This window comes from Streptomyces sp. NPDC055632, assembly GCF_053618675.1.
Window position 1 is genome coordinate 220,213 of the sequence record NZ_JBSHHY010000005.1, and the last position, 12,377, is coordinate 232,589.

12 protein-coding genes and 1 pseudogene are annotated in these 12,377 nt (G+C 73.8%); 6 read left to right on the forward strand and 7 right to left on the reverse strand.

Going from position 1 to position 12,377, the window contains the following annotated elements:
* Positions 1 to 57 precede the first annotated feature (57 nt).
* The 3 genes from ACWGSR_RS10150 to ACWGSR_RS10160 form a co-directional block, all read right to left on the reverse strand.
* Positions 58 to 1,701, reverse strand: a complete 1,644-nt coding sequence (locus ACWGSR_RS10150) for an ABC-F family ATP-binding cassette domain-containing protein (protein WP_376230751.1) — start codon at positions 1,699 to 1,701, stop codon at positions 58 to 60.
* A 282-nt stretch (positions 1,702 to 1,983) separates the two neighbouring features.
* Positions 1,984 to 2,400 (reverse strand): spore wall synthesis regulator SsgD, encoded by a 417-nt coding sequence (locus tag ACWGSR_RS10155; RefSeq protein ID WP_366374029.1) that lies wholly within the window; start codon positions 2,398 to 2,400, stop codon positions 1,984 to 1,986.
* A 207-nt stretch (positions 2,401 to 2,607) separates the two neighbouring features.
* Positions 2,608 to 3,069: a (4Fe-4S)-binding protein gene (locus ACWGSR_RS10160; protein ID WP_376230752.1), complete on the reverse strand. Its 462-nt coding sequence runs from the start codon at positions 3,067 to 3,069 to the stop codon at positions 2,608 to 2,610.
* Positions 3,070 to 3,145: 76 nt separating this feature from the next.
* Here ACWGSR_RS10160 and ACWGSR_RS10165 point away from each other — a divergent pair, with 76 nt between their 5' ends.
* A complete protein-coding gene (locus ACWGSR_RS10165) occupies positions 3,146 to 4,447 on the forward strand; it encodes an oxidoreductase (RefSeq protein WP_453565220.1) in 1,302 nt (433 codons plus the stop codon).
* Positions 4,448 to 4,495: 48 nt separating this feature from the next.
* Here ACWGSR_RS10165 and ACWGSR_RS10170 read toward each other — a convergent pair.
* The 3 genes and pseudogenes from ACWGSR_RS10170 to ACWGSR_RS10180 form a co-directional block, all read right to left on the reverse strand.
* Positions 4,496 to 4,732 (reverse strand): annotated as a pseudogene (locus ACWGSR_RS10170) (DUF7919 family protein); the annotation flags it as partial.
* A gap of 16 nt (positions 4,733 to 4,748) precedes the next feature.
* Positions 4,749 to 5,141, reverse strand: a complete 393-nt coding sequence (locus ACWGSR_RS10175) for a hypothetical protein (RefSeq protein WP_453565223.1) — start codon at positions 5,139 to 5,141, stop codon at positions 4,749 to 4,751.
* Positions 5,142 to 5,536: 395 nt separating this feature from the next.
* A complete protein-coding gene (locus ACWGSR_RS10180) occupies positions 5,537 to 5,836 on the reverse strand; it encodes a YciI family protein (RefSeq protein WP_376230755.1) in 300 nt (99 codons plus the stop codon).
* A gap of 50 nt (positions 5,837 to 5,886) precedes the next feature.
* On the opposite strand from ACWGSR_RS10180, the gene ACWGSR_RS10185 reads away from it, so the two are divergent.
* Both ACWGSR_RS10185 and ACWGSR_RS10190 read left to right on the forward strand, forming a co-directional pair.
* A complete protein-coding gene (locus tag ACWGSR_RS10185; RefSeq protein ID WP_453565226.1) occupies positions 5,887 to 6,612 on the forward strand; it encodes an endonuclease V in 726 nt (241 codons plus the stop codon).
* Between the two features lie 129 nt (positions 6,613 to 6,741).
* Positions 6,742 to 7,113 carry a VOC family protein gene (locus ACWGSR_RS10190; protein WP_376230757.1) on the forward strand — a complete coding sequence of 124 codons (372 nt, stop codon included), beginning with the start codon at positions 6,742 to 6,744 and terminating at the stop codon, positions 7,111 to 7,113.
* A gap of 121 nt (positions 7,114 to 7,234) precedes the next feature.
* On the opposite strand, the gene ACWGSR_RS10195 is transcribed toward ACWGSR_RS10190, so the two are convergent.
* A complete protein-coding gene (locus tag ACWGSR_RS10195) occupies positions 7,235 to 8,458 on the reverse strand; it encodes a saccharopine dehydrogenase family protein (protein WP_453565231.1) in 1,224 nt (407 codons plus the stop codon).
* 349 nt (positions 8,459 to 8,807) lie between these two features.
* Between ACWGSR_RS10195 and ACWGSR_RS10200 the strand changes: the two genes are divergently transcribed.
* The 3 genes from ACWGSR_RS10200 to ACWGSR_RS10210 are packed head-to-tail and all read left to right on the forward strand — an operon-like array spanning position 8,808 to position 12,358.
* Complete coding sequence (locus ACWGSR_RS10200; protein ID WP_453565233.1) at positions 8,808 to 9,956, forward strand: CaiB/BaiF CoA transferase family protein; 1,149 nt, start codon at positions 8,808 to 8,810, stop codon at positions 9,954 to 9,956.
* Positions 9,953 to 11,095 (forward strand): acyl-CoA dehydrogenase family protein, encoded by a 1,143-nt coding sequence (locus ACWGSR_RS10205; RefSeq protein ID WP_453565236.1) that lies wholly within the window; start codon positions 9,953 to 9,955, stop codon positions 11,093 to 11,095. Before ACWGSR_RS10200 ends, ACWGSR_RS10205 begins: the two co-directional genes overlap by 4 nt.
* 48 nt (positions 11,096 to 11,143) lie before the next feature.
* Positions 11,144 to 12,358 carry an acetyl-CoA C-acetyltransferase gene (locus tag ACWGSR_RS10210; RefSeq protein ID WP_053642511.1) on the forward strand — a complete coding sequence of 405 codons (1,215 nt, stop codon included), beginning with the start codon at positions 11,144 to 11,146 and terminating at the stop codon, positions 12,356 to 12,358.
* The last annotated feature ends 19 nt before the right edge of the window (positions 12,359 to 12,377 follow it).

The following is a 12,377-nucleotide window of genomic DNA, read 5'->3' on the forward strand; positions in this document are numbered from 1 at the left end:
GGGTGAGTGATTCCGGGTGTCCGGCGGCCGGTCTCCGGCGGCCTCGGGCGCGGACCGTCAGGACCCGTCCGCGACCGCCTCCCTGACCTCCTCGGCGGTCGTCGGCCGCAGCTCGCCGTCGAGCAGCAGCCAGCGGGTGATCCCGAGCGACTCCAGGAACGCCACGTCGTGGCTCGCCACGACCAGCGCCCCCTCGTAGGCGTCGAGCGCCGCCGTCAGCTTCCGCACCGACGCCATGTCCAGGTTGTTGGTCGGCTCGTCCAGCATCAGCAGCTGCGGGGCCGGCTCCGCGAGGAGCAGCGCCGCGAGCGTCGCCCGGAACCGCTCCCCGCCCGAGAGGGTGCCCACGGCCTGGTCGGCCCGCGCGCCCCGGAACAGGAACCGCGCGAGGCGGGCCCGGATCGCGTTCGCCGTCGCGGCGGGCGCGAAGCGGGCCACGTTCTCCACCACGCTCAGCCCGTCGTCGAGGACGTCGAGCCGCTGCGGCAGGAAGCGCAGCGGCACCCGCGCGTCCACCTCGCCGGCCAGCGGTTCGAGCTCCCCGGCGATCGTCCGGAGCAGCGTCGTCTTGCCGGCCCCGTTCCGCCCCACGAGGGCGATCCGCTCCGGGCCGCGCAGCTCGAACGCGCCCTCGACGCGGGCCCCGTACCGCAGCTCCAGGTCCCGCAGGTGCAGCACCTCGCGGCCCGGCGGCACCGAGGTGCGCGGCAGCTCGACCCGGATCTCGTCGTCGTCCCGCACCGCCTCCACCGCCGCGTCGAGCCGCTCCCGGGCCTCCGAGAGGCGTTCGGCGTGGAGCGTGCGCTGCTTGCCGGCCGTGACCTGGGCGCTGCGCTTCTGGCCGTTGGCCACCAGCTTGGAGGCCACCCTGTTCTCGAAGCTCTTCTGCCCGTACCGCTTCCGGCGCGCCAACTTCACCTGGGTGTCGGCCAGTTCGCGCTTCTGTCGCTGCACGTCCGCCTCGGCGACCCGGACCATCCGCTCCGCCGCCTCCTGTTCGGCGGCGAGCGCCTCCTCGTAGTCCGACCAGGATCCGCCGTACCAGGCGACCTCGCCGTCCCGCAGGTCGGCGATCTGGTCGACCCGCTCCAGGAGTTCGCGGTCGTGGCTGACCACGACCAGGACCCCGGACCACCGCTCCACGGCCTCGTAGAGGCGCGCGCGGGCGTGCAGGTCCAGGTTGTTGGTCGGCTCGTCGAGCAGCAGGACGTCGGGCCGGGCGAGCAGCAGCGCGGCGAGGCGCAGCAGCACGGACTCGCCGCCCGAGATCTCGCCGACGGTCCGGTCCAGGCCGATGCCGCCCAGACCGAGCTGGTCGAGGGTGGCGCGGGCCCGCTCCTCGACGTCCCAGTCGTCGGCGAGGGCGGCGAAGTGCTCCTCGGCCGGGTCGCCCGCCTCGATGGCGTGCAGGGCGGCCCGCTTCGCGTCGATGCCGAGGATCTCGTCGACCCGGCGCGAGGTGTCCAGGACCAGGTTCTGCGGCAGGTGGCCGAGCTCGCCCCTGACCCGGACCGTGCCGGAGGAGGGGGTCAGCTCGCCCGCGAGCAGCTTGAGGAGCGTGGACTTGCCGGAGCCGTTGAGCCCGACGAGCCCGGTGCGGCCGGGACCGACCGCGAGCCGGAAGTCGTCGAAGACCTCGGTGCCGTCAGGCCAGGAGAAGGAGAGCGAGGAACAGGTGAGGAAAGCGGGGTGATGCGCCATGAAGGCCTCCGGTTGCGCGAGCGCGGGCGTGAAGAGATGCAACGCGTGGAGACACCGGGGCGCGGGCTGTGGGAAGACGGCTCGTACGCCGAGGTCGAGAACGGCACACGCGGCACAGGGGGCACGCGCGGCGCGGTGTCTCGCAACCTCAGACGAGCAACGTCCTTCTCCGATCGGGTGACGACAAGGTCGATGCCGACGATACGAGCCCGACCGGAAGGGCGGCAAACGATTTAAGGGCGGGTCCTTGCGGGTCCTTGCGGGTCCTTGCGGGGGCGAGGGCTACGGGCGCTCGCGGAGCAGCTCCGTCAGGTCCTGGTCCCAGTTCAGGTACTGGTGCTCGCGCCCCTCCGGCACCAGGTGCTGCGAGCGCTCCAGGAAGCGGCGCAGCTCCGAGGTCCGGACGTGGACCATGGCCACGCCCTCCGGGGCGTGGAACTCGACCACGGTCCGGTCGTACCCGTACGGGCGCAGCCGCACGTCCCCGACCCCGGCCGGGCGCTCGACCCCCTGGACGAGCAGCTCGCGCGCGAAGGCCCAGGAGACCTCGACGCCCTCCAGGGTCGCGGGAGGAGGGAAGGCCATGCTGACGGCGTACGGATCCTCACGGTCGTAGCGCAGCGTGGCGGGGACGGTCTCCATCCGGGGAGCGGATGCGACCAGACGGGCCTGGACGGCCTGCTCGATGACGGCGGACAAGACCGGCTCCTCTCGCGCGGGTTTCGGATCCTGTGCGTCTCCCCGACAGCGGGGCTCCTGACACCCGGGAAGACGGGAGAGACGGCCGGAACGTGCACTCCGGACCCACGTGAGCTGTGTCACCGGGCCCGCCGGGAACGGCGTCCGGGCAGGCCGGAGCCGTTCCGCCCCCTCTCAACTCTGTCCGGAAACCTCTCAGGAAAGCTCTCAGGAAAGCTCTCCGGCCGACGCGGCGCAGGGGCCCGAGAGGTCGCAGTACGGCTGGGATCCGGAGGCCCCGCAGCCGCACAGCACCACCCGCGTCTCGCGCCGGTCCCCGTACGGACCGCTCACGAGGAGGTCCCCGCGCAGCACGAGCCGGCCGGAGGGGGTGCGGCGCACGGTGGTGGGGGAGTCGGGCGGCTCGACCGCGTCCTCGGGCCGGTGGCGGTGGTACCGGAGCGCGCCGGAGGGGCAGCGGTGGACGACCTCCGCGACCCGGTCGGGCGCGGCGGCGTCGGGCAGGATCCAGGGGCGCCGGGAGGTGTCGAAGACCTCGGGCAGGCCGTGGACGCACTCGGCCGCGTGCAGACAGCGGCGCGGCTCGAACGTGACGGTGATGCCCTCGCCCTCGTACTCCCTGGGCCTCGGCTGCTCCTCGGGCGCACGCCCGTCCGTGCGGTCGCTCATGCCGACCAGCCTAGGAAGGGCGGGCCGGGGACGCACCCTGGACGGCGGGCGGGCGGGGGCACTAGCTTCCGGCGCCATGACGTCCATGGGGAAGACGAGACGAATGATGTCGGCGGGACTGGTCGGGGCGGCGCTCGCGCTGACCCTGGCCGCTCCGGCGCGGGCCGGGGAGACCCCCACGGCCGCGACGCCCGACGCGCGGCCCGCAGCGGCGACCGAAACACGGTCCGCGCCGGCGACCGAAACACGGTCCGCACCGACGCCTGACGCACGGTCCGCACCGACGCCTGACGCACGGCCCGCGCCGACGGCAGGAACACGGTCCACGCCGCCGACGGCCGACCGGCGCCACGCGCCCGCGCTCGGCTGGCGCCTCACGCCGACCGGCACCGACGCCCGTTTCCGGGGGCTCGCGGCGGTCGACCGCCGCACCGCCTGGGCCGCGGGTTCCAAGGGCACGGTGCTGCGCACCACCGACGGGGGCCGGAGCTGGCGGAACGTCTCGCCGCCCGGCGCGGAGGGGCTGGAGTTCCGCGACGTGGAGGCCTTCGACGCCCGCCGGGCCGTCGTCCTCGCCATCGGGGAGGGCGAGGCCTCGCGGGTGCTGCGCACCGAGGACGGCGGCGCCACCTGGACCGAGTCGTTCCGCAACACCGACCCGCGCGCCTTCTACGACTGCATGACCTTCTTCGACCACCGCAACGGCCTCGCCATGAGCGACCCGGTCGACGGGAAGTACCGCATCCTCTCCACCCGCGACGGCGGCCGGTCCTGGCGGGTCCTGCCGAACGCGGGGATGCCGGACGCGCTCCCCGGCGAGGCGGGCTTCGCGGCGAGCGGCCAGTGCCTGGTGTCGGCCGGGCCCCGGGACGTGTGGCTCGCGACGGGCGGCGCGGCCGCGGCGCGCGTGCTGCACTCCGCCGACCGGGGCCTGACCTGGACGGCCACGGCCTCGCCGATCCCGGCCGGGGACCCGGCCCGGGGCGTCTTCGGGCTCGCCTTCCGCGACCGCGCGCACGGCATCGCGGTCGGCGGCGACTACCGCAAGGACCAGCCGTCCCCGCGGGCCGCCGCCGTCACCTCCGACGCGGGCCGCACCTGGCGCGCCCCGGCCGCGCCGCCGCCCGCCTACCGCTCGGGCGTCGCCTGGCTCCCGTACGGCAGGACGTCCGCGCTCGCCGTCGGTCCCACCGGCACGGACCTGACCACCGACGGCGGCCGGACCTGGCGCACGGTCGACACCGGCTCGTACGACACGGTCGACTGCACCCCGGACGGCTCCTGCTGGGCCTCCGGCGAACAGGGCCGCGTCGCACGCCTGGGACCGCTCCGCCAGGGGGTGTCACCCGTGCCCGCGGCGTCGTGGCGTACGTCCTAGGGGTGTCCGACGGGTGATGGGTCGTGTGACCCGCCCCCTGGTGGATCGTTACGGATTCCGTTTCCCCAGCGGACCGGCCTGCCGTGGCGGGTGAGGGTGGACGTCGCCCCTCGCGTCGAGATCGACGGCGAGCACGGCATCGATGAAGACCTGCGGCGGTCGGGGACCGTGATCGGTGACGTGGTGCCCGATCAGGAACGGAGCGGCGTGAGCGATCCCGGGCAAGCCCGGGATCCGGACCTCGCCGTTCCCTTCCGGAGCCTTCTCCTCGGGGCACCGGCCTTTCGGTTCGGAGCGGTGCTCAGTCCCCGTGCGCCTCGTCCCACTGGGTGCGGGCGAGGTCCGAGTTCGTCCGGACCAGCTGCCAGTCGTCCTCGATCATGAAGAGCGAGTAGCGGCCGGTCGCGTCCAGGGCCTCGAAGACCTGGTGAGCGAAGGCGTCCGTGTCCGTCTGGTTGGCGGTGATCCGGGCCGGGTGGGAGTGGTCCGGCTCGTCCTTGTCCGGGACCACCGGAACCCAAACGGTCAACCAGCGGTCCCCGTCACCCCAGGTGAAGGACGGGCCGGTGCTGGTGCTGTTGTCGGTGAACCCGATCCCGAAAGTCGTTTCGAGCTCTGCCCACAGGGCCTGTGCGAGGGCGGCGCCGGGGGCCTCCTGCTCCCGGAATCCGGCGTGGATGTTGTATTCGCTCATGATTGGCCTCGGCGCACGTGGTAGGTCCGGTCGTAGTCGTAGGCGTAGTTGTAGCCGATCAGCCGCACATGGCTGAAGTCGTGCGAGCTGCTGTGGTCGGTGAACAACTTGAGCCCGGCCTCGGCCTTGTCGAAGGACAGGTCGGATTTCCGGCCGTCGCGTCGTAGACGTACGAGCCACCGGTGCCCGGCTCGGAGGTGACCGGGGTCAGGGTGTGCGGCTGGGTCTCGTACGGGGCCGAGGTGGCGTTGCCGATGACGTCAGCCGTAACGTTCCGGCGGATCACGCCACGGGACCCCGGCCCGGACCCGGAACAGGATCCCGTTGATCACCCCGCCCCGTGCCGGGAACGACGAGCCGGTAATCCGGCAGCCGCATGATCCGCCGGACGCCGCCTAGGAGGGCAACTGTTCCCGGTACGCGGCGATCCCGTCGACCGTCTTGGTCGCGTAGAACTCCGTGATCCGGTACGCGCACACGCCCTCGGCGCTGAACGGGTCGGCCGCCGCGATCCTCTCGATCTCCGCGCGGTCGACCCCGGCGGCCAGGATCACCCCGCCGTCCCGCGGGTTCTTCCGGCCGGACGCGAGGAACACGCCGGCGGCGTACTGCGCGTCGAGCCACTCGACGTGCGCGTCGAGCAGCGCGTCCACCCGCTCGACGGGTGCGGTGTAGGTCAATTCCAGTACGAACATGATCGCCAGGCTACCGGCGCCGCGGAACCGGCCGTAGGGTGGCCCGCATCATGACGATCATCGAGATTCCGGCGGGCTGGCCCACCGACGAGACCGCCGCCCTCGCCGTCCAGCGGGAGCTGAGGGGGCGCCTTGTGCGGGACGAGGAGGGCCCCGCGGTCGGCGAGGGGCACGTCACGGGGCTCGACGTGGCCTACGACGACGAGCGGGACCTCGTCGCCGCCGCGGCCGTGGTGCTCGACGCGCGGACCCTGGAGGTCGTGGAGGAGGCGACGGCGGTCGGCCGGGTCTCGTTCCCGTACGTCCCCGGGCTCCTCGCCTTCCGGGAGATCCCGACCGTGCTCGCCGCGCTCGACGCCTTGACCGCCGACCCGGGCCTCCTGGTCTGCGACGGCTACGGCCTCGCCCACCCCCGCCGCTTCGGGCTCGCCAGCCACCTCGGCGTGCTCACCGGGCGGCCGTCCGTCGGCGTCGCCAAGAAGCCCTTCACCTTCGCGTACGAGCAGCCGGGGCCCGCGCGCGGCGACGCGTCCCCGCTGCTCGCCGACGGGGAGGAGGTGGGCAGGGCCGTGCGCACCCGGGCCGGGGTCAAGCCGGTCTTCGTCTCCGTCGGCCACCGGGTCTCCCTCGCCGGCGCCTGCGCCCACACCCTCCACCTCACTCCGCGCTACCGCGTCCCGGAGACCACCCGCCGTGCCGACTCCCTCTGCCGCCGCGCCCTCGCGGAGGCGCTCGGGGAGCACCCGGGCCCTCCCGGGGCACCCGGCGCCTTCTGAGTACGCGTACGGATACCGGATCCCCGGACCGCCCGGCAGGGTGGGGGCCATGACGACTCCCCCTACCGTTCCGCCGCGTTCCCTCCCGCGCGGCCCGATTCCGACCCCCGCCGCCACCGGGGGCCGCGCATGATCGGGCGGCTGCGGTGCGTCGTCCTCGACTGCCCCGACGCGAACGAACTGGCCCTCTTCTACCAGCGGTTGATCGGCGGCGAGGTCGACGAGCCCGACCCCCGGTGGACCGTCGGCGAGGGCTGCGTCGTGCTGCGCGGCGACGGCGGCCCGGTCCTCGCCTTCCAGAGCGTCCCGGGCCACCAGCCGCCCGCCTGGGGCGCGCCCGAGCAGCAGTTCCACTTCGACGTGCGGGTCGACGACCTGGCCGCCGCCGACGAGGCCGTCCTCGCGCTCGGAGCCGTACCGCTCGACGACGGGGGAGGCGACCCGGCCCGGCGCGTCTACGCGGACCCGGCCGGGCATCCCTTCCGGCTCGTACGGCTCTGACGCGCGCCCGCTTCCGGGGCCGTACGGTCCTCACGTCCGTACGGTCCTCACGTCCGTACGACCCGCAAGCCCGTACGGCCTCACGGTCCGGAAGCCCGACGGCCCCGGGAGCGGACGCGTGCTACTCCCGGTGCGCCACCCGGAAGCGGATGCCCGCCTCCCGCAGGCGGGCGGTGAGGGCGTCGCCCATCGCGACCGCCGTGGTGACCTGTCCGGCGGTCTTCGGCAGCGGGTCGAAGGCGAGGCAGAGGGCCGACTCGGCGAGCATCTTGGCCGTCTCGTCGTATCCCGGGTCGCCGCCCGACACCTCGGTGAAGACCCGCCGGCCGCCGCCCTCGCCCACGAACCGCACGGAGAACCAGCTCCGGGCGCGCCGTTCGGCCGACGGTCCCTCCCCGGCGCTGTAACGCTCCATCAGCCAGCTCCTTACGGGCGGGAGCTGGGCCGCCGCCACGCCCGCGCCGACGGCCGCGGCGCCGCCGAGCGCCACCGGGAGCGTCTTCACGGAGGCGTAGTGCCGGTAGCGGAAGTCCGGGCCGTACCGGTCGAGGGCCGCCGCGGAGCGGGCCACGACCTGCGGGTCGAGCGTCGGCAGCGGCAGCGCCCACGTGCCCGTCTCCCGGCTGAAGCGGGGGCCGCCGAGCGGCGCGCGCGACCGGCGGCCCACGAGCCGGGGCTCGTGCAGGCGCCGTTCGCGCGCGGCCCGCAGGATCTCCCGGCCCCGGCCGAGCGCGGTGAGCGCGGAGGCGAAGGTGCCGCCCGAGAACGCCGCCCCGGCCCGGACGAAACCGTCCACCCGCAGCGGCACGCCCTCCGGGAGCTGCTCCACGGTGAAGTGCACGCCCAGGTCGTGCGGGATCGAGTCGAAGCCGCAGGCGTGCACGATCCGGGCGCCGGTCTCCCGGGCGCGCGCGTCGTGCCGCACGTACACGAGGTCCACGAACTCGGCCTCGCCCGTCAGGTCCAGGTAGTCCGTGCCGGCCTCCGCGCAGGCGGCGACGAGCTCCTCGCCGTACCAGACGTAGGGCCCGACCGTGGTCGCCACCACCCGTGCGGATCCGGCCAGTTCGCGCAGCGAGGCCGGGTCGGCGGAGTCCGCCACGACCAGCGGGAGGTCCGCCAGGTGCGGCCGGTCCGAGGCCAGCCGGTCCCGCAGCGCCTCCAGCCTGCCGAGGCTGCGACCCGCCAGCGCCCACCGGCACCCGGCGGGGGCGTGCTCGGCCAGATACTCCGCGGTGAGTTCGCCCACGAACCCGGTGGCCCCGAAGAGGACCACGTCGTACGGCCTGTCCCCGCGCTCCGGGTCCGCCCCGGCCCCGTTCCCCACGCCCGCCCCTGTGTCCATGCAGCCCCTCGCTTCGGCCGGACCGCGCCGCCGTGCGCGGTCGTCGTCGGCGGAGGATAGCGGAAGCCCCGCACCGGTCCCTCCGCCCGCCCGTCCGGAAGCCGCCTCCCGGTGCCTCCTCCGGGTGCCCCCTTCCGGCGCCCCCTCCCGCCCGTCCGGAAGCCGCCTCCCGACACCGCCTCCCGGCGCCCTTTCCCGGCACCCCTTCCGGTGCCCCGTTCCGGCGCCCCCTCCCCGCCCTCTCCGAATTTTCCAAGCGCTTGCTCGGCCGGGGGGCTTGTGCCGAGTGGAACACGTTCCTAGCATCTCTGGTGTTACATCATTGGTGTCACATACTCCCGGGGGTTCGATGAGCACGACGCACACCACCCGCAACGGCCCCCTCGCCGGGGTGCGCGTGGTGGAACTGGCCGGCATCGGCCCCGGCCCCTTCGCCGCCATGCTGCTCGCCGACCTCGGCGCGGACGTCGTCCGGGTCGACCGCCCCGGCGGCCCCGGCCTCGGCATCGACCCCGCCCGCGACCTCACCAACCGCAACAAGCGCTCGGTCCTCGTCGACCTCAAGGCCGAGGACGGCCCCGCGACCGTCCTCGACCTGGCCGAGCGCGCGGACGTCCTGATCGAGGGCTACCGGCCCGGCGTGGCCGAGCGCCTCGGCGTCGGCCCGGACGCCTGCCTCGCCCGCAACCCGCGCCTGGTCTACGGCCGGATGACCGGCTGGGGCCAGGACGGACCGCTCGCCCCGACCGCCGGGCACGACATCGGCTACATCGCGATCACCGGCGCCCTCGGCATGATCGGCCCGGACCCCGAAGGACCGCCGGCCATCCCCGCCAACCTGCTCGGCGACTACGCCGGCGGCTCGCTCTACCTGGTCATCGGCGTCCTCGCCGCCCTCCAGCACGCCCGAGCCCACGGCGAGGGCCAGGTCGTGGACGCCGCGATCGTCGACGGCACCGCCCACCTCACCACCATGATCCGGGGCATGCTGGCCGCCGGGAGCTGGCAGGACCGGCGCGGCACCAACCTCCTCGACGGCGGCTGCCCCTTCTACGGCGTCTACGCGACCTCCGACGGCGGCCACATGGCGGTCGGCGCCCTGGAGGAGCAGTTCTACGCCGAGTTCGTCCGCCTCCTCGGGATCGGCGACGAGGCCGCCGCCGGCCGCTACGACCTCGCCCGCTGGCCCGACCTGCGCGAGGCCGTCGCCAAGGCGTTCCTGAGCCGCACCCGGCAGGAGTGGACCGAGGTCTTCGACGGCTCCGACGCCTGCGTCGCCCCCGTGCTCTCCCTGGACGAGGCCCCGTCCCACCCGCACCTGGCCGCCCGCGGCACCTTCGCCGAGCACGACGGGCAGGTCCAGCCCGCCCCCGCACCCCGCTTCTCCGTCACCCCCGGCACCCTGCGCACGGGCCCCGCCCTGCCCGGGGCCGACACCGCCGAGGTCGCCCACGACTGGGCCGTACCCTCCCTGCACACCCAGGAGACTTCCGCATGAAGCGTCGGATCTACACCGAGGACCACGAAGCCTTCCGGGCGGTCGTGCGCACCTTCCTGGAGAAGGAGGTGCTGCCCCACTACGAGCAGTGGGAGAAGGACGGCATCGTCTCCCGCGAGGCCTGGCTCGCCGCCGGACGGCAGGGCCTGCTCGGCATCGCCGTCGACGAGGAGTACGGCGGCGGCGGCAACCCCGACTTCCGCTACGGCGCCGTCCTGGCCGAGGAGTTCACCCGGGCCGGCACCCCCGGCCTCGCCCTCGGCCTGCACAACGACATCATCGGCCCGTACCTCACCTCCCTCGCCACCGACGAGCAGAAGCGGCGCTGGCTGCCCGGCTTCTGCTCCGGCGAGACCATCAGCGCCATCGCCATGACCGAGCCGGGCGCGGGCTCCGACCTCCAGGGCATCCGCACCACCGCCGAGGACCGCGGCGACCACTGGATCCTCAACGGCTCCAAGACCTTCATCTCCAACGGCATCCTGGCCGACCTGGTGGTCGTCGTCGCCCGCACCACCCCCGACGGCGGCGCCCACGGCCTCTCCCTGCTCGTCGTGGAGCGCGGCGCGGAGGGCTTCGAGCGCGGCCGCAACCTCGACAAGATCGGCCAGAAGTCCCAGGACACCGCCGAGCTGTTCTTCCACGACGTCCGCGTCCCCAAGGAGAACCTGCTCGGCGAGCTCAACGGCGCCTTCGTCCACCTGATGACCAATCTCGCCCAGGAGCGGATGGCCATCGCCGTCGCCGGCATCGCCGCCGCCGAGCACCTCCTGGAGATCACCACCACCTACGTCAAGGAGCGCGAGGCCTTCGGCCGCCCGCTCTCCCGGCTCCAGCACATCCGCTTCGAGATCGCGGAGATGGCCACCGAGTGCGCCGTCACCCGGGCCTTCCTGGACCGCTGCATCGAGGAGCACGCGAACGGCGCGCTCGACGCCGTGGACGCCTCGATGGCCAAGTGGTGGGCGACCGAGCTCCAGAAGAAGGTCGCCGACCGCTGCCTGCAACTGCACGGCGGATACGGCTACATGACTGAATTCCCGGTCGCCAGGGCCTACACCGACGGCCGCATCCAGACCATCTACGGCGGCACCACCGAGATCATGAAGGAGATCATCGGCCGTTCCCTCCTCGGCTGACCTCCACCCCCGCGCAACCCCTCCCACCCTCATCGCGAAAGGCCTCCCGTGAGCACCGAAGCGTACGTGTACGACGCGATCCGCACCCCGCGCGGTCGTGGCAAGGCCACCGGATCCCTGCACGGCACCAAGCCGATCGACCTGGTCGTCGGCCTGATCAAGGAGATCCAGAGCCGCAACCCCGGCCTCGACCCGGCCGCGATCGACGACATCGTCCTCGGCGTCGTCGGCCCGGTCGGCGACCAGGGCTCCGACATCGCCCGCGTCTCCGCCATCGCCGCCGGCCTCCCCGACACCGTCGCCGGCGTCCAGGAGAACCGCTTCTGCGCCTCCGGCCTCGAAGCGGTCAACATGGCCGCCATGAAGGTCCGCTCCGGCTGGGAGGACCTCGTCCTGGCCGGCGGCGTGGAGTCCATGTCCCGCGTGCCGATGGGCTCCGACGGCGGCGCCTGGTTCGCCGACCCGATGACCAACCTGGAGACCAACTTCGTCCCCCAGGGCATCGGCGCCGACCTCATCGCCACCATCGAGGGCTTCTCCCGGCGCGACGTCGACGAGTACGCGGCCCTCTCCCAGGAGCGCGCCGCCGAGGCCTGGAAGGACGGCCGGTTCGCCCGCTCCGTCGTCCCCGTCAAGGACCGCGCGGGCCTCACCGTCCTCGACCACGACGAGTTCCTGCGCCCCGGCACCACCGCCGACTCCCTGGCCAGGCTCAAGCCGTCCTTCGCGGACATCGGCGAGCTCGGCGGCTTCGACGCGGTCGCGCTGCAGAAGTACCACTGGATCGAGGAGATCGACCACGTCCACCACGCGGGCAACTCCTCCGGCATCGTCGACGGCGCCGCCCTCGTCGCCGTCGGCTCGAAGGAGGTCGGCGAGCGGTACGGCCTGACGCCCCGCGCCCGGATCGTCTCGGTGGCCGTCTCCGGCTCCGAGCCGACCATCATGCTCACCGGCCCGGCCCCGGCCGCCCGCAAGGCCCTGGCCAAGGCCGGCCTGACCATGGACGACATCGACCTGGTCGAGATCAACGAGGCCTTCGCCGCCGTCGTCCTGCGCTTCGTCAAGGACATGGGCATCTCGCTGGACAAGGTCAACGTCAACGGCGGCGCCATCGCGCTCGGCCACCCGCTCGGCGCCACCGGCGCGATGATCCTGGGCACCCTCGTGGACGAGCTGGAGCGCCAGGACAAGCGCTACGGCATGGCCACCCTGTGCGTCGGCGGCGGCATGGGCATCGCCACCGTCGTCGAGCGCGTCTGACCGTCCCGTCCGAACCCCT